General features: G+C 65.1%; 14 protein-coding genes and 3 pseudogenes. 11 read left to right on the plus strand and 6 right to left on the minus strand.

Annotation, left to right across the window (positions count from 1 at the left end; translation table 11 throughout):
- The first annotated feature begins 11 nt into the window (after window positions 1-11).
- A complete protein-coding gene (locus VH569_RS03155) occupies window positions 12-857 on the plus strand; it encodes a TrmH family RNA methyltransferase (protein ID WP_423313962.1) in 846 nt (281 codons plus the stop codon).
- Between the two features lie 9 nt (window positions 858-866).
- Here VH569_RS03155 and VH569_RS03160 read toward each other — a convergent pair whose 3' ends face one another.
- The gene (locus VH569_RS03160; protein ID WP_109448557.1) at window positions 867-1325 is read right to left on the minus strand and encodes a hypothetical protein; all 459 of its coding nucleotides are present in this window, start codon (window positions 1323-1325) and stop codon (window positions 867-869) included.
- 143 nt (window positions 1326-1468) lie between these two features.
- On the opposite strand from VH569_RS03160, the gene msrA reads away from it, so the two are divergent.
- From msrA to VH569_RS03185, 5 genes are all read left to right on the plus strand, one after another.
- Window positions 1469-2110: a peptide-methionine (S)-S-oxide reductase MsrA gene (msrA, locus tag VH569_RS03165; RefSeq protein WP_423313965.1), complete on the plus strand. Its 642-nt coding sequence runs from the start codon at window positions 1469-1471 to the stop codon at window positions 2108-2110.
- A gap of 153 nt (window positions 2111-2263) precedes the next feature.
- Window positions 2264-2809: a hypothetical protein gene (locus tag VH569_RS03170; RefSeq protein WP_423313967.1), complete on the plus strand. Its 546-nt coding sequence runs from the start codon at window positions 2264-2266 to the stop codon at window positions 2807-2809.
- Window positions 2806-4737 (plus strand): DNA translocase FtsK, encoded by a 1932-nt coding sequence (locus VH569_RS03175; RefSeq protein WP_423313969.1) that lies wholly within the window; start codon window positions 2806-2808, stop codon window positions 4735-4737. The genes VH569_RS03170 and VH569_RS03175 overlap by 4 nt, the downstream gene beginning before the upstream one ends.
- A gap of 82 nt (window positions 4738-4819) precedes the next feature.
- Window positions 4820-5320: a DinB family protein gene (locus tag VH569_RS03180; RefSeq protein WP_423313971.1), complete on the plus strand. Its 501-nt coding sequence runs from the start codon at window positions 4820-4822 to the stop codon at window positions 5318-5320.
- Window positions 5317-5931: a pyridoxamine 5'-phosphate oxidase family protein gene (locus VH569_RS03185; RefSeq protein WP_423313972.1), complete on the plus strand. Its 615-nt coding sequence runs from the start codon at window positions 5317-5319 to the stop codon at window positions 5929-5931. Before VH569_RS03180 ends, VH569_RS03185 begins: the two co-directional genes overlap by 4 nt.
- Here VH569_RS03185 and VH569_RS03190 read toward each other — a convergent pair.
- From VH569_RS03190 to VH569_RS03200, 3 genes are all read right to left on the minus strand, one after another.
- Window positions 5925-7862 (minus strand): sensor histidine kinase, encoded by a 1938-nt coding sequence (locus VH569_RS03190; protein ID WP_423313974.1) that lies wholly within the window; start codon window positions 7860-7862, stop codon window positions 5925-5927. The two genes, VH569_RS03185 and VH569_RS03190, sit on opposite strands and share 7 nt — an antisense overlap.
- A gap of 284 nt (window positions 7863-8146) precedes the next feature.
- Window positions 8147-10132: a sensor histidine kinase gene (locus VH569_RS03195; protein ID WP_423313976.1), complete on the minus strand. Its 1986-nt coding sequence runs from the start codon at window positions 10130-10132 to the stop codon at window positions 8147-8149.
- Between the two features lie 211 nt (window positions 10133-10343).
- Window positions 10344-10910, minus strand: a complete 567-nt coding sequence (locus VH569_RS03200) for an MgtC/SapB family protein (RefSeq protein ID WP_423314124.1) — start codon at window positions 10908-10910, stop codon at window positions 10344-10346.
- Window positions 10911-10979: 69 nt separating this feature from the next.
- On the opposite strand from VH569_RS03200, the pseudogene VH569_RS03205 reads away from it, so the two are divergent.
- Window positions 10980-11705 (plus strand): annotated as a pseudogene (locus VH569_RS03205) (IS256 family transposase); the annotation flags it as partial.
- A gap of 6 nt (window positions 11706-11711) precedes the next feature.
- Window positions 11712-12146 (plus strand): hypothetical protein, encoded by a 435-nt coding sequence (locus tag VH569_RS03210; RefSeq protein ID WP_423313978.1) that lies wholly within the window; start codon window positions 11712-11714, stop codon window positions 12144-12146.
- A 160-nt stretch (window positions 12147-12306) separates the two neighbouring features.
- Here VH569_RS03210 and VH569_RS03215 read toward each other — a convergent pair.
- Together VH569_RS03215 and VH569_RS03220 are read right to left on the minus strand one after the other, a co-directional pair.
- Window positions 12307-12375, minus strand: a pseudogene (locus VH569_RS03215) (recombinase family protein); the annotation flags it as partial.
- Between the two features lie 15 nt (window positions 12376-12390).
- A complete protein-coding gene (locus VH569_RS03220) occupies window positions 12391-13017 on the minus strand; it encodes a recombinase family protein (protein ID WP_423313980.1) in 627 nt (208 codons plus the stop codon).
- A 335-nt stretch (window positions 13018-13352) separates the two neighbouring features.
- Between VH569_RS03220 and VH569_RS03225 the strand changes: the two are divergent.
- The 3 genes and pseudogenes from VH569_RS03225 to VH569_RS03235 form a co-directional block, all read left to right on the plus strand.
- Window positions 13353-13729, plus strand: a pseudogene (locus VH569_RS03225) (transposase); the annotation flags it as partial.
- 164 nt (window positions 13730-13893) lie between these two features.
- Window positions 13894-14349 carry a hypothetical protein gene (locus VH569_RS03230; protein WP_423313982.1) on the plus strand — a complete coding sequence of 152 codons (456 nt, stop codon included), beginning with the start codon at window positions 13894-13896 and terminating at the stop codon, window positions 14347-14349.
- 365 nt (window positions 14350-14714) lie between these two features.
- Window positions 14715-15650 (plus strand): hypothetical protein, encoded by a 936-nt coding sequence (locus VH569_RS03235; protein WP_423313984.1) that lies wholly within the window; start codon window positions 14715-14717, stop codon window positions 15648-15650.
- Window positions 15651-16117 lie beyond the last annotated feature (467 nt).

A 16117-nucleotide genomic window follows, 5' to 3' on the forward strand; every position in this document is an offset into this window, starting at 1 on the left:
ACAGGACCTCCATGCCTCCGCGCGGGCGCCCGCCCCATCCCAGCCGCGCCCGTTCCCGGACCGCCGCCCCCGCCATCTCGTCCGCACCGTCAGCCCTGGAGCCCACCGAATCGCGCAAGCTGTTCCGCGTGGCCGGGCTGGCCGCCGTCTCCGCCCTGTTCACCCATGAGCCGGAGCGGGTGGAGCGCCTGTTCTTCGACGAGCGGCTGAAACCGGCGGTCGGCGCCTTCTGCAAGGCGATGGCGGCCGCCCGCAAGCCCTACCGCATGGTGGAGGCGGAGGAGCTGGCGAAAGTCGCCGGCACGGTTCTGCACGGCGGCGTGGTGGCGCTGATGGCACCGCGGACTCTGCCGCTGTTCGACACCGAGGCCGCACGCCGGGCGACGGAGCCGCTGCTGATCCTGGACGGCGTCGGCAACCCGCACAATCTGGGCGCCATCCTGCGCACCGCCGCCTTCTTCGGCCTGCCCCGCGTCCTGATCTCCGACCATCCCGGCCAGGCATCGCCGTCCGAGGCCGCCTATCGCGTGGCGGAGGGCGGGTTCGAGTGGGTGGCGCTGGAGCGCGCCCCCGCCCTGCCGGCCGTGCTGAAGCGGCTGCGCGCCAGCCACCGGGTGTTCGGGACGGCACTGGACCAGACCCGGCCGACGGTCGATGCCGGCGCGCTGACGGGATGGCGCGGCAAGCAGGGGGCGAAGCCGCCGGCGGTCGTGCTGGGCAACGAGGAGGACGGCATTCCGCCGGCCACGCTGGCGGCCTGCGAGGCGGTGCTGACCATTCCCGGCAGCGGCCGCGTCCAATCGCTGAACGTTGCCGCCACCGCCGCCATCCTCATCCACGCGCTGGCCGCCGGGTAAGGGCAGCCGTTAACCGAGCGCCGCGATCAGCACCACCGCCACCAGGGCGACGGACGCCAGCGGCAGCAGCTCGACGCCGTTGCGCGTCCAACTGGGGACGGCATTGTGGTGGCCCACATGGCCGTTCGCAATGTCGTCGGCCCAGCCGTGGCGCGAGGGCACCGCGCCGGGGGCCGACACCGCCGGGGCGGCCGGGTTCGCCATGTCGACGACGCCGTCGCCACGATGATAGTCGCCGGTCTGCCGGGCCAGCGCCGGATTGGGCCGACCCTGCATCAGGCGGGAATCGTCCAGCTCGACCTCGACCCCGGCCGCCTCGACCCGCTCGATCACCGCGGCGGTTTCCTCCGGCGTCATCGTGTCGACGGGCAGGATGCCGCCCAGCGCCTCGGCGCTCAGCCGGTTGCCGTTGCGGCGGCCATGGTCGATCAGGGATTGGATCAGGCGCTCGTCGGTGGTGCTGGCCATGATGGCTCTCCTTCTTAAAGATCCTCGCGCGATACAGGGTCAAACGCGCGAACTCCTCCGAAGGTTCACCGACTTGCCGCGGCCCGGCCGCCACACGACATAAGAGGTCCCTCCAACGGATCGTCATGATGGGAGACCCGACCATGCTGGGGCATTTTCTGCGCAAGCCGGCGACGCTACCGACGCCGGAGGAGGCGCTGCCCGGCCGCAGCCAACCCGTTCCGGTTCCCGAACAGCACCATGTCAACGGCCATCGCCTGACCGGCCCCTATCCGCCGGGGCTGGAGGTCATCGACCTCGGACTCGGCTGCTTCTGGGGGGCGGAGCGCAAATTCTGGCAGCTTCCCGGCGTCTGGGTGACCGCCGTCGGCTATCAGGGCGGCCATACCCCGAACCCGACCTATGAAGAGGTCTGCTCCGGCCGCACCGGCCATACCGAGGCGGTGCGCGTCGTCTACGACCCGGCGATGGTCAAGGCCGAGGACCTGCTGCGCGTCTTCTGGGAGTCGCACGATCCGACCCAGGGCATGCGCCAGGGCAACGACGTCGGCACCCAGTACCGGTCGGCCGTCTACACCCACAGCCCTGCCCAGCAGGCGGCGGCGGAAGCGACGCTGGCAGCCTATCAGGAGCGGCTGGCCCAGGCCGGTTACGGCCCTATCACCACAGAGATCCGCGAGGCCCCGCCCTTCTACTTCGCGGAAGGCTACCACCAGCAGTATCTCGCCAAGAATCCCAACGGCTACTGCGGCCTGGGCGGCACCGGCGTCACCTGCGCCGCCTGATGAAGCGCGGGTAAAAGCCGGGGTGTGGCGCCCCTGACGGGCTTAGCCCTTGCGGTTGCGCCACACCGGCCCTTGCGGGTATGGTTCGGGCGGCTCTTGAAAGCTCCAGCGGTGTCAGACCGAGGGAGCGCCGCCCGTCCAGCTGCGATTGTCATGACCAAGGAAAGAACCGAGCTGGCGACGCCGTATCTCAGCGGCCTGCTCGAATTCTGGCTCACCAAATCCGTCGCCGGCCGGCCGCCGGTCCCCAGCAGCATCGCCCCGGCCGACCTGCGGCCGTGGAAGGACAACATCGCCGTCTTCGAGGTGATCGGGGAGGAATCCGGCACCTTCGTCTATTCCTATTACGGCAAGGCGCTGGCCACCGCCTTCGGCCAGTCGCGCCTGGGTGCGACGCTGGACGACCTGCCGCCGGAACAGCGGGCATTGCTTCAGCCGGAATACGAGACGGTGCGCCGCGAAAGGCTGCCTGTCGCCCGTGTCCACACCGCGGTCTTCGGCGGGCGCACCCGCAGCTTCGAACGGCTGGTGCTGCCGATGTCCAGCGATGGGGTCAGCATCGACAAGCTGCTGGTCGCCGCCTACGAGATGACGCCGCGCGAGCTGGCGGCACGTCCTCCCCTGCAGTCCCTGGGGCCGGGCGGCTCCTCCTCCGGTCCAGTCCCCCTCACCGTTCAGAAGCCCGGAGCCTCGGCATGAGCCCGCGTATGCCGCATCTCGCCGCCCCGCCGACCCAGGCGGGCGTGGTGACCGCCGACGAGTTCAATCTGTGGTGCGCACTGAACGGCCGCCCGTTCAATCTCGTCCCCAACCCGCGCCCCGACGGCCGCGTGATGTGGGATGTCGAGGTTCTGCCCGGCACCCCGCGCGCCGGGACGGTCTATTCCACCAACCTGTCGGACGAGGCGCTGGCGGTGGTCGCCGGCTTCGCCTTCCTGTCGGGCGTCGAATGGGCCTACGAGGCGCGCGACCCGGCGGAGGCGGAGGCACCCGCAGCCCCGTGCGAAGCCGCCCCGGCGGCGGAAACGGCAACCGCCATCCCCGGCCCCGCCGCAGCCCCGCCGGTGCCCTGCGCGCCCGCCGCTCCGGCCGCGCCGACGGACTATCCCGCCATCTATTCGCTGCCCACCGTCTCGCTGCTTCAGACCCCGCCGCCGCGCCCGGTGCAGCAGCATGACGAGTCGGTGCTGGCCCGCAACGCGCGGATGCTGGAAACCGTCCTGAAGAACTTCCGCGTCCGCGGCGAGATCATGGATGTCCGTCCCGGCCCGGTCGTCACCCTCTACGAGTTCGAGCCGGCGCCCGGTACCAAGTCGGCCACCGTCATCAACCTGACCGACGACATCGCCCGCTCGATGAGCGTGGTCACCGCCCGCATCGCCATCGTCCCCGGCCGCAGCGTCATCGGCGTCGAGCTGCCGAATCCGGTGCGCGAGATGGTCTACCTGCGCGAAAGCTTCGACCACGACGCCTTCCGCAACACCACGGCCCAGCTCGCCATCGCGCTCGGGAAGGACATCAGCGGCGAACCGGTGGTGGCCGACCTCGCTCGCATGCCGCATCTGCTGGTCGCCGGCACCACCGGCTCGGGCAAGTCGGTGGCGATCAACACCATGATCCTGTCGTTGCTCTACCGGCTGCCGCCGGAGCGCTGCCGCTTCATCATGGTCGACCCCAAGATGCTGGAGCTGTCGGTCTATGACGGCATCCCGCACCTGCTGACCCCGGTCGTCACCGATCCCAAGAAGGCGGTGGTCGCCCTGCGCTGGGCCGTGCGCGAGATGGAAAGCCGCTACGAGGCGATGTCCAAGCTCGGCGTGCGCAACATCGAGGGCTACAACGCCCGCATGGCGGAGATGATCGCCAATGGCGAGAAGATGCCGCGCCGCGCCCCGGCGCCGGGCGAGCCGGAGAACGTCTTCGACCTGACGCCGTCGGAGCCGACGCCGCTTCCCTACATCGTCGTGATCGTCGACGAGATGGCGGACCTGATGCTGGTCGCCGGCAAGGAGATCGAGGCGGCGATCCAGCGCCTCGCCCAGATGGCGCGCGCCGCCGGCATCCATCTGATCATGGCGACGCAACGTCCGTCGGTCGACGTCATCACCGGCACCATCAAGGCCAATTTCCCGACCCGCATCAGCTTCCAGGTCACCAGCAAGATCGACAGCCGCACCATCCTCGGCGAAGCCGGGGCGGAGCAACTGCTGGGCCAGGGCGACATGCTGTACATGCAGGGCGGCGGCCGCATCACCCGCGTCCACGGTCCCTTCGTCTCCGATTCGGAGGTCGAGGAGATCGTCCAGTATGTGAAGGCCCAGGGCGCCCCCAACTACGTCACCGCCATCACCGAGGAAGAGGAGGAAGCCGCCGCGGTGGAGGATGAGGACGGCGGTTCGGTTGCGACCGGCGACGACCTCTACATGCAGGCCGTCAACCTCGTGGTCCGCGAGGGCAAGGTGTCGGTCAGCTTCATCCAGCGCCAGCTCCAGATCGGCTACAACCGCGCCGCCCGTCTGGTGGAGCGGATGGAGACCGAGCGCGTCGTTGGTCCCGCCAACCACCAGGGCAAGCGCGAAGTCCTGCTGTCCCACGCCGGCCTGTCGGCAAAGCGCGCCGGCGTGTGATCGACCCTCCACGCAAGCTCCTCTCCCTCCGGGGAGAGGAGGCCGGCGCCCGATGCGGGAAAAGAGGAAGCAAGAGGTTCCCATGGACCCGAAGCCCCATTTCGAAAGCCTCGCCCGCTACAACCGCTGGGCCAACCGCCGCCTGTACGAGGTTGCGGCCCGGCTTTCCGACGCTCAGTTCCGCGAGGACCGCGGCGCCTTCTTCGGCTCTGTCCGTGGCACGCTGAACCATATCCTGGTCGCCGACCGGGTGTGGCTGGAGCGGATCGAGGGAGAGGGGCCGAAACCGTCGTCGCTCGATGAAATCCTCCATGACGACTTCGCCGGCCTGCGCACCGCCCGCGAGGCGGAGGACGAGCGGCTCCTGCGCGTCCTGGCAGCCACCCCGGCGGAGCGGTTCGACTCGGTCCTCTCCTACCGCAGCATGGCCGGCACGCCGCATGAGCTGCCCTTCGTCCAGATCGTCACCCATATCTTCAACCACCAGACCCACCATCGTGGGCAGGCCCACACGCTGCTGAGCCAGTTCGGTCTGGACGCGCCGTCGATCGACTTCGTCTATTTCCTGCTGGAGGCGAAATGAGCCGCCCCATCGCCGACCTCGCGGCTCTGGAAGCCCTCTATGGCGAGCCGGCCGGTCCCTCCATCGCCAAGGAAGTGCCGGCGCTGACCCCCGGCTACCGCGCGCTGATTGAGGCGTCGCCCTTCTTCGTTCTCGCCACCAGCGGGCCGGATGGGCTGGATGCCTCGCCGCGCGGCGACGAAGCCGGCTTCGTCCGGGTGGCGGACGACCGTACCCTGCTGATCCCCGACCGCCGCGGCAACAACCGCATCGACAGCCTGCGCAACATCCTGGCCGATCCGCGGGTCGGTCTGCTCTTCCTGGTGCCGGGACTGAACGAGACTCTGCGGGTCAACGGCCGCGCCGTGATCGACACCGACCCTGCCTTGTGCGAGAGCTGCGCCGTCGACGGCAAGCCGCCGAAGTCGGTGCTGGTCGTCACCATCGAGGCGGTCTTCTTCCAATGCGCCCGCGCCCTGCTGCGGTCCCGCCTGTGGGACCCGGCGGTGCGGATAGAGCGCAGCAGCCTGCCGTCGGCGGGGGCCTTGCTGGCGGAAGCCAGCGCCGGGCGCGAAGGCGGCGACGCCTATGACCTGTCGCTGGCCGAGCGGATCCCGAAAACGCTCTATTGAACCGTCAACGGGTCCGCCCCTGACGGGACGGCGGCATCGTCGCTCTCCGGCTCCCCGACCGCGGGCAACCGGATGGTGAAGACCGATCCGACACCGAGCGTGCTTTCCACCGTCAGCGAACCGCCATGGGCGGCGGCGATCCGCTGCGTCATGTAAAGCCCGAGACCGGACCCCTTGGTTCCGCACGAGGACGAGGCACGGAAATAGATCGAGCCGATCCGCTCAACCTCCTCCGGGCTCATGCCGTGGCCCTGGTCGGCGACGCGGATGACAAGGTCTTGCCCCGCCAGGTGCGCCGTCACCCTGACCGCCGTCTGGGGCGGCGAATAGCGCAGCGCATTGCGCACGAGATTGGCAACCGCCACCCCGAGGAAGGGCAGGTCGACCCGCAACATCCGGTCTGTCGACTCGACCGTCACCGACAGCCTGCTCTCACTCTCCGTTCCGGCCAGCCCGTCCAGCGCCTCGTCCATCAGCAGGTCGAGCGGCACCACCTCCGGCTTTAGCGCCAGTGCCCCCTGGTCCAGCGCATCCGCCGACAGGAACAGTTCCACCAGATCGGACATGCGCCGCGTGGTTTCGATGATGCGGCGCACACGGGTTTGCATCGACGGAACCCCCACCTCGCCCGACAGCTCGATCATCTGGGCCGCTCCCTGGATGGCGGCCAGCGGGGTGCGGAACTCATGCGACAGCATGGCGATGAAGGTGCGCTGTTCCTCCGCCCGCTTGGTGGCGAAAGCCGACTCCTCCTGCGCCCGCACCCGCTCGCGTTGCAGGTCGCGGATGCGCAGCGCCAGACCGGCCCCCAGGCACAGCATCGTCCCCAGCACGGCGATCTGATAGGGATCGGCGAACAGCCAATCCACCGGCAGGGTTCCGCGCACCGTGAACTGGGTCATGGTGTTGCCGGCGATCGCGATCAGCCCGCTGACAGCGTAATAGCGGGCGCTGGCGTCGGCGGGATTCCTGACCGCCTGCACGATCGACAGGACGGCGCCGGCCAATGTCCCCACCGTGGCAAACAGCAGCACAACCGGATTGGTGATCGAATAGGTCCAGGAGACGGCGCTGGGAAGCGACAGCAGCGCCATCCAGCGGATGCCGACATAGAACCGGTGCAGACGCGGATGACGGACCCGCAGGTCGAGGATGCGGTCCCACATCGAGGCCGATGCGGCGACACCGAGAAAGGTGCTGCTGCCGACCACCAGATTCTGCAGCCACCCGGGCATATCGGGCAGCAGGATCGACGCGATCCCGCCCGAGAACAGGTAGAAGACGAAGACGCTTCCCGCATAGCCGGTGAAGGACAGCAAAGCCCCGTCGCGCAGAAGCATTCCCAGCGACACATACCCCATGATCAGGATCGCCAGCACACCGAAGAACACCCCCAGGAACAGCAGGTTCGTCACCTGGAGGCCGGCATAGTCCGGCACGGCGTAGACCGCCGCCCGCATGGTGATGGAACTGACCGACTCGACGCGAAGATAGAGGGAAACCGGCTTGCCCTCCGGCAGGATCAGCCGCGTGGTGTGCAGCCGGGTCTTCATCGGCCTCTGGCTGAAGGGAACGAAATCGCCCATGCGGATGATGCTGTAGCCGGCCCCATCGCCGGCCATGGCCCGATCGAGAACATAAAGGTCGAGGTGATCGATATAGGCTTCGCCCAGCTCAATGATCCAATCGGCCGGTGCGCCGGCCTCACGCAGCAGATCGAACCTGTACCAATGGATGTCGGGGGTCTGCCCCGCCCCGCGGAAGACTGTCTGCGGCTCGAACCGCCCCTCCGCATCGGCCCTCAGCACATCGCCGAAGCCGAGCGCATGATCCCGGTCGATCAGCCGGGCAAAATGGCCGGCAAGCGATGCACGGTCCGTCGACACCGTCAAACGCAGGGGTTCCGCCGCCTGCACTTCGGCTGGAGCCACCGTCTGCGTCCCCGTCTTCGCCCCACTCTGCGCCCATCCGGCCATCGGCAGGCCAAATGCCACAACGAACGCAAAAAGCCACAGGATCAGACCGAAAAGCCGGATATACCGGAAAGCCGGAGCCAGCAGATCCGTTCGGCAGATCACAGGCAGGAGCCATTGCTTGGCAGTCCGGTCGACAATCGTCCCCCTCCCTCGTCTAAAGGCTCGAAACCACGCACAAAAGTGATAAGCCTGAAGGAATAGGATAACAAAAGACGCTGTGGACACAATGCGAGCAGTTATCAGAAACGATCATGCGGCAGGGGATGGCCGGCTTCCGGCGGTCCATCCGTCACAGGCAACAGAATGGTGAAGACGGAGCCCTGGTCGCGCACGCTCTCCACCGACAGGGTTCCGCCATGGGCGGCGACGATCTTCTGCGTCATGTAGAGCCCCAGCCCCGACCCCTTGGTTCCGCGCGACGACGAGGCGCGGAAATAGATCGAGCCGATTCGCTCCATCTCCTCCGGGGTCATGCCGAGGCCCCGGTCGGCGACGCGGATAACGATGCCGCCTCCATCATCGAAGGCGCTCACCCGGACGGCCGTGTCCGCCGGCGAGTAGCGCAGCGCGTTCTGCACCAGATTGCCGATGGCCACCCCCAGGAAGGGTGCATCGACCAGCATCGGGCGGTCGGGCGCGTCGATCGACAGCTCCAGCCGCTCCTCTGCTTCTGTCCCCGTCAGGCCATCCAGCACCTCGTCCATCAACTGGCCCAGCGCCACCGGTTCCGGCTTCAGCGCCAGCGCCCCCTGGTCGAGCGCATCGGAGGACAGGAAAAGATCCACCAGCTCCGCCATCTTGTGGGTGGTGCTGCGGATGCGTTGCAGGCGGGTCAGCGCCGACGGCGACTCCACCGCGCCCGACAGTTCGATCATCTGCGCCGCGCTGTCGATGGCGGCCAGCGGGGTACGGAATTCGTGCGACAGCATCGCGACGAAGCTGCGCTGCTCCTCCGCCCGCTTGGTGGCGAAGGCCGATTCCTCCCGGGCACGCAGCCGCTCCGCCTGAAGCCTGCCGATGCGCAGGGCCAGACCGGTGCCCAGCACCAGCACCGCCACCATCGAGGCGACCTGATAGGGATCGGCGATGAAGAAATCGGCAGGCAGCGCGCCCCGCAGGATCAGTTGGGCCATGATCAGCCCGGTCAGCGACACCAGGGTGCTGGCCAGATAGAAGCGCGGGCTGAGATCGCTCGGGTTCAGCCAGGCCATGCGTGCGGTCAGCACCAGCGCGATCACCACCACGACCAGCGCCGACAAGGTCACCACCGGGTTGGTCAGGGCGTAGAGCGGTGAAACCGTCGTCGGCGATGCCAGCAGCACCAGCAGGGCAAGCCCCTGATAGCAACGCGCCAGCTTCGGCGCCCGGGTCTGCAAATCGAGGATATAGACCCACATGATCAGGGCCGTGGCAAAGCCGAGGAACCCGCTGCCGCCCACCAGCATGTTCATGAGCCAGCCCGGCAGATCCGGCAGCAAGGATGCGCCGATGCCGTTGGCGAACAGGTAATAGCAGAAGACCGTGGCGACATAGGCGGTGTAGGACAGCAGCGCCCCGTCACGCAGAAGCAGGCCCAGCGCGACATAGCCCAGGACCAGAATGCCCAGCACTCCCAGGAAAAACCCCTGGAACAGCAGATCCTTGGTCTGGTGGCTGACATAGGCGGCGGGAGACCATACCCGTGCCGACAGGCGGATGGCGCTGACCGAATCGACGCGCAGGTAAAGCGAGACCGGCTTTCCCTCCGGAAGGGTCAGCGGCAGGCTGTGCAGCCGGGTCTTCATCGGCCGCTGGCTGAAGGGAACGAAGTCTCCCAGCCGGACCAGCCGGTAGGCGGCAGGGTCCTGCGGCCGGCCCGCGGCTCCGTTTACCCTCGGAATGAAGAGATCAAGATGGTCGATATAGGCTTCGCCCATCTCCAGAAGCCAGTCCGCCGGCGCACCGGGTTCGCGCATCACGTCGAAGCGGTACCAATGGATGTCGCGGGTCTGGCCGACACCGCGGAAATCCTCACGCGGCTCCATCTGCCCATCGGCGTCGGCCTTCAGGATGGCGGCGAAGTCGAGCTTGCGGTCGGGATCGACCAGCCGGGCGAAATGGCCGGCCAGGGTGGCGCTGGCGGTGGCTGGCGCGAGCCGAAGCGGCTCCACGCCGGAGACCGTGGCGGCGGCTGTGCCGGCGAACCACAGCAGGAGCGCCGTCAGCAGGCCGATCGGCCCCGCCATCCGACGACAGGAAGCGGATGAGGTCGGGGAACCGGCATTGCGCCCGTCACGGCCGTTCTGCCGGGCAGAAGGGCGACGATTCCAGCTCCGCCATTCCCTGCCGTTGTTCACGTCCTTCATCATCGCAGGCTATCGATAAAGATAAAGTTTTAGGAAAAGATTAAGCTTGTATGCATCTCGTCCTTCCAACTCTTCTGGTTCTTGGCCGTCGTCAGATGCGCGAAGGGGACAGCTTGAACTCCACCACTGTGTCGGTGGAGGCAAGGGCGCTGACGAGCGCCATCGGATCAGGGTCGCCTCTCCCCTGAAGCACCAGCTGGCATTCGAACTGGCCGCTGCCGTTGGCAAGGTGGAAGGCCCAGTCGACCACTTCGAACCCATGTTTCTTGGCCTGCGCCCGCAACTCCTCCGGCGGCGGAGCCTTGTCGCGCGGGAAGACCAGCGTCAGGTGGACCACCGACTGGTGGGGCAACAGCCGTTCGACCGGCCGCAGCAGGCTCATCACCAGGATGGTCAACAGCGCCGCGGCGATGGCGACCGCATAGAAGCCGAGCCCGATGACGATGCCGATGGCCGAGGTCGCCCAGATCGATGCAGCGGTGGACAGGCCGCGGATCGACAGCCCCTCGCGCATGATGACCCCGGCGCCGAGAAACCCATATGCACACCGACTGGCTTGTGTCTGTATGTAAATGTGCTTGATACAAAAGGCTCCCGTGATGTTTTTATTTACGTATCCGTCGCGGTGCGTAAATATATGCGCGATCTGATACCTAATACCCCGCCGAACCGTAACGCGCCACCCTCATGGCGAGGTCCAATCGTTCGCACCACGGAAGGCTCATTGCCGCGCCGCATGGCCGAGAAGGCGCTCACCGCGGTGATCCAGGATGCCTACGTGCATGGGATCTCGGTGCGCTCGGTGGATGACTTGGTCAAAGCGCTCGGCATGAGCAGCATCTCGAAAAGCCAAGTCAGCCGACTGTGTGAGGAGACAAACGAGCGGGTAAAGACCTTTCTGGAGCGCCCCATCGAAGGCGACTGGCCGTACCTGTGGAACGACGCCATCTACCTGAAGGTCCGCAAGAACCGACGCATCGTTTCGGTCGCGATTACCACTGTCGTGGCGGTGAACACCGACAGCCGTCGCGAGGTGCTGGGCATGGACATCGGTGCCTTGGAGGCCGAGGTCTTCTCGATCGAGTTCCTGCACAAGCTCAAGCGCCACGGGCTGGCCGGCGTGAAGCTGGTGGTCTCCGACGCCCACGAGGTGATCAAGGCCGCCGTCACCCGGGTATTCCATGCTACGTGGCAGCGCTGTCGGGTTCACACCATCCGAACGCAATCCACCATTCGCCGTCGGCACCGGCTCGCGCCCCGGCGGCGGGTCGTGCAGCGGGATGACATGGCGGATCTCCAAGCTGTCGTCATGAACGATGATGCGCTCGATGATGAGTTGCAAGATCGCCTGTTTGTCGGCGAACGAGGCATCCGCCAACCGGCCCCGAATGCGCCCGAAGAACGTCGTCAGGTCAGTGACGACCTCCTGCGCCTTGGCGCGCCGGCCGCGTAGGGCGCGTTGCTGTTCCAACTGGCGGTCGAGCGCACCTCGTTGCGCGACGATCTGTCCGCGCCGTTCGGTCAGTTCGTCCAGGCTGATGACGTCGGCCTGGTAGGCATCGAGCAAACGCCGGTCGGCGCGCGCCAACCCGGCAAGGCGTGCCATGGTCCGCTGTTCGGCCCGCTGCTCATGGGCGGCGGTATGCTCGGCATCGCCGGCGAACTGATGGAACTGGGCCATCAGCCGCTCTGGGTCTTCCAGCAGACCGCGGACATGCTCCCACACGGCCCGCTCGATGTCCGGCGCAGCGGTAGTAGAGGCGTTCGGCCCGCTTTCCCGCCAGCCGGGTCGTGCCGTGCATGGACAAGCCGCAAGCGCTACAGGTCAGCAGACACCGCAGAAGGTAGTTATGCTTGCTGTTGTTGCGGAACGACAACGTGGCGTTGCGGGTGAGTTGGGCCTGGGCGCGGTCCCAGGTATCCTGATCGATGAGGGCGGGCATCGCGATCGGGATCCACTGGTCCTTCGGCCGCAGCCGGCGGCACCCGACGCCGGAGTAGGTTGGTTTGCGGGGGCGCGGCTTTTTCGCCGCGACGAATTCGTAGCGGTTGGCTTAGGCGGTGCCGGTGTAGGCGGGCTCGGACAGGATGTGGTGGACCGTCGACGGCGACCAGGGGTGCCGACCGCAGCGGGGGAACTAGGGCCCGAAGTTCAGGCGCTTGAGAATCTGGCGCAAGGTCGTGCGCTCCTCCACCAGCCATGCGTAGAGCAGGCGCACGGTTTCGGCCTCGGCGTCACCGATGATCCACTGGCCGGCCGCCTTCTCCTGACGCGGCAGGTAACGGTACCCGTAAGGTGGGTGGGTGCCGACAATCTGGCCGGCACGGGCCTTCTGAAGTTTGCCGCGGCGGAACCGCTCCCCGAGGAGGGCGCGTTCGTACTCGGCGACGGCGCCCTGGATCTGAAGCAGGAGCTGGTCGCCGGGATCGTCGGTGATCGCGCGGTTGAGGAAGGCGACGGCGCAGCCGACCCGGCGGAATTCCTCGAGGAGCAGAACCTGATAGGCGTAGCGCCGCGCCAGACAAGCCGGGGCCAGGACGGCGACGATGTCGACCTCGCCATCACGCACCGCATCACGCAAGGCATCTAGGCCCGGCCGATCTAGCCGGGCGCCGCTGTAGCCTTCATCACGGAAGACATGGCTGTCGTTCAGGTTGTGGCCGTTGGACTCGGCCCAGGCGCGCAGGTCGACGAGCTGGCTGTCGATGGTCTGCTGGCGCTCCTGGCGTTCGGTGGAGACGCGGGCATAGACGGCGGCATGCATGATGCTTCTCCCTCGGCCGGGCCGGCGGTCGCCGCCGGCCGTGATGTCGCGATGGGGACGAGAAGACGGCGGTAGGTGTCGGCCAGCCAGTCCGGCTCGTCGCGGGTCCGGACGAAAACGGAGCGGATGGCCCAGGTCGCTGGCGTCGGGGGGGTGTCGATTGTTCGGCATGGGTGGGCACCTCGGTGGTGGAGATGTCCGCCCAACAGACCGCCACGGCGGTCACCGGTGACGGTGGCGCGGTTTGGCCAAGTGCGGTCAAGCGAACGCCAGCGTGGCCGTGAAGTGGATTCGGTCGATTGCGTTCGGATCATGCACTTGATGCGCAACATCCGCATTCCGGCCGGAGCGGCCGACGAGTTGTGTCGGCCTTTATCGCCATCACGTTCGCCCAGGATGACGCCGACCCCGCCAGGGCGCAGTGGCGCCAAGTGGCCGAGGAGAACGTGTTTGCGTTCATAACCTTTCCCAAGGAGCATCGCGCCAAGATCCACCCAGCGAACCCGCTGGAGCAGCTGAACAGCAAGGTCGAGGCCGCACCGAGGTGGTCGGCACTTTTCCCAACGAGGCGGCGGTCACCCGTCTGGTCGGTGCCATCCTGCTCGAACAGAACGTTGAATGGGCCGTCCAGCGGGCACGCTACATGACCCCGGAAGCCATTGCTCCGCTGCGCGATGATCTCGCCCTCACTTTGCCCGCTGCGGCCACATGATGGCCCCGGCCACACCTGTTGGACAGCAGATGAGCACCCCAGTTCCTACACCACGACTCGGGACACGATCCGGTTATGCAGCGAGTGCGACAAAATGGAATGCTTTTAGAACTCAATTTCTACTAGAGTTCGGCCTTCTCTAACTCTGCTATGAGGGTACTGTTTTGAGGCTTTATCACCACACCGATCCTGTTATCGTGTTGCGTATTGCGCAGACTGGGATTTTCAGACCTATCAAAGGCATGTCAGCGGACTGCTTAATGAATATGGCTTCTAATGTAAAGGATGCCAAGGCACTCGCGGCAAAACGTGGGGCGACAATGGTCATCGAGTGGGATGGCGAGCCGGCTTCTGCCGCAAACGGCAATTACGAGACACTCTCTCCTAATGTTCTCTACAATGAGTCGTGGCGTTACTTTGTCATGCCTGAAACGGATAGACATTTGAAGGTAACCGGCGTGATATTGGAGTCGGATGTCACGAGCGTTGACAACCCCGACGAACCGAACCTCATGCGGCGCATCAGTGGTACGCCTGCCCAGTGGACCGCGAGTGAGTTTACCACTCACATTATGCTCTTGTTCACGGAGCTTGGGAGCCTGAAGGTCGTTCGCCCCTGATCCTGTCTGGTGGTTGAGCCAGACGGATCACTAGATATGTAGCAGTTCAAGAACGGCCGTAGGCCGCGCTTTCGCTAAGCTACAAGCAAGACCATCCGCTTGGTTCGGCCCACCCCAGGTGGGCCGAACCAAGCGGATCTTTACGTACGTAGCTGGGCAGAGACCGCCGGATTTCGTGCTTTTTCTAACACGCAAACGACGGCATCCATCCAACTCGGTCCGCTAATTCTATCGGCAGCCGCAATTTGGCGGGCGTTGCCAGCCATACAGATTGTCAACCGCGGCTATCATCTGCTTTGGTCGATGCACCGAACCGAGGTAAAAGTAGCTTGTGCTCCTAGATGAAATGTGAAGGACACCGTATTATGACCATTGTCGCCGCTTGGCAAGATTGGACTGTTAAAGGTGAGCCACGGATTGTCTGCGTCGCAGACAGCAGAATTTCGCAAACAAACAGTTTCAAAAGAATATCAAACACTGCAACAAAAATCTTCATCATTCCGGTTATTGTGAGAAATATTAGCGCTTACACTCTGGGCGCGGATCCAGATAGGGACACAGTACATAGGACTCAAGTTGGAATTGCTTATGAGGGTGACCCCCTGCTTGCGTTTGAAGTAGTGGGGGTTCTTCAAAAAACGCTCAGTCATCTAACTTGGGATGCGGCTCAAGCTTCACATGTAGATGTGCCGCCACCGCCGCGCTTGGAGGATATCGCCAACCACATCCACACAGTGGTAAAGGCTATATCAGTTCAATTTGATCCGTTAGGTGATTTCCGAACCAGCTTCTTAATTTTCGGCTTTTGCATGAACTCTCACAAGCCACTCGCATTCACGATTCGGTATAACGCACCACCTCAACCCAAAGGAAACGAGGAAAGATCTATCGGGGTAGTAGATTCGATCGAACTAGTAGACATGGATCGAGCAATTTTCGTTCTTGGCGAAAATGGGGCAATGCAAGTGAATAGCAGTGTATCTGAAGCCAAGGAGAAAGCGCGCAGGAGAATCACTCTTCTGAGCAACAAGCGAAAGCGGGAAAAGAACGTTGAGAAGTGGTTTGATCTTGAGCTAGATATTACCCGCGAGCGCAAGTTGATATCGGATGCCTGCTTTGATGCATTGGACAAGATCGTGAGTGAGGGACGGAAAACCATAGGAGGGGTATTGCAGGTCGTCGAGGCAACTCAAGACGGAATTCGCCATTTGCTTACCGGCAATGGAAGTGTAATGGGTTTAGAAGATGTTTGGAAGGTCGGTGATGATTATCAGGTCGTCGTCATCAGAGAACGACTCTAGGGGGCAAGCCAACACCGACAGCAGGGACATCGGATCGGTGCCGTATGAAGGACGTGTGCGAGAATGGCTCGGCACATGGTTGTATCTTTGGTTGTTTCGTAGGTCTGCCGTCGCGCTAGGATGCATTGGACAAGCCAAGACGCCTACCAAGACGATTATCTCTGACCGCTGGCACCTCCGGACGCTGTTCGTCGAGTCGGTCCAGGTGACGTGCAATCGCTCCCTGCGGCGCCGGCTGACCAAAGCCCACGCCTCAAGGAGCTGCACACTCTGATCGGGCGGCGCCCCCACGCCCTGAACGACGGGGAGCGGCGGGTACGTGGCCAGCTGCTGGCGGCGCCGCTGCTACAGGGTGAGGCATACCGCAAAGGAGAACTTCGGCGCGATCTGCGACCTTTTGACCGTCTTCCTTGTCGGCGGTCGACGCCTACGACGCCTGATACCAGCGAGCGTTTGAACTGACCTGT

The sequence above is a fragment of the Azospirillum sp. 11R-A genome (genome assembly GCF_049472615.1).
Taxonomy (GTDB): domain Bacteria; phylum Pseudomonadota; class Alphaproteobacteria; order Azospirillales; family Azospirillaceae; genus Azospirillum; species Azospirillum palustre.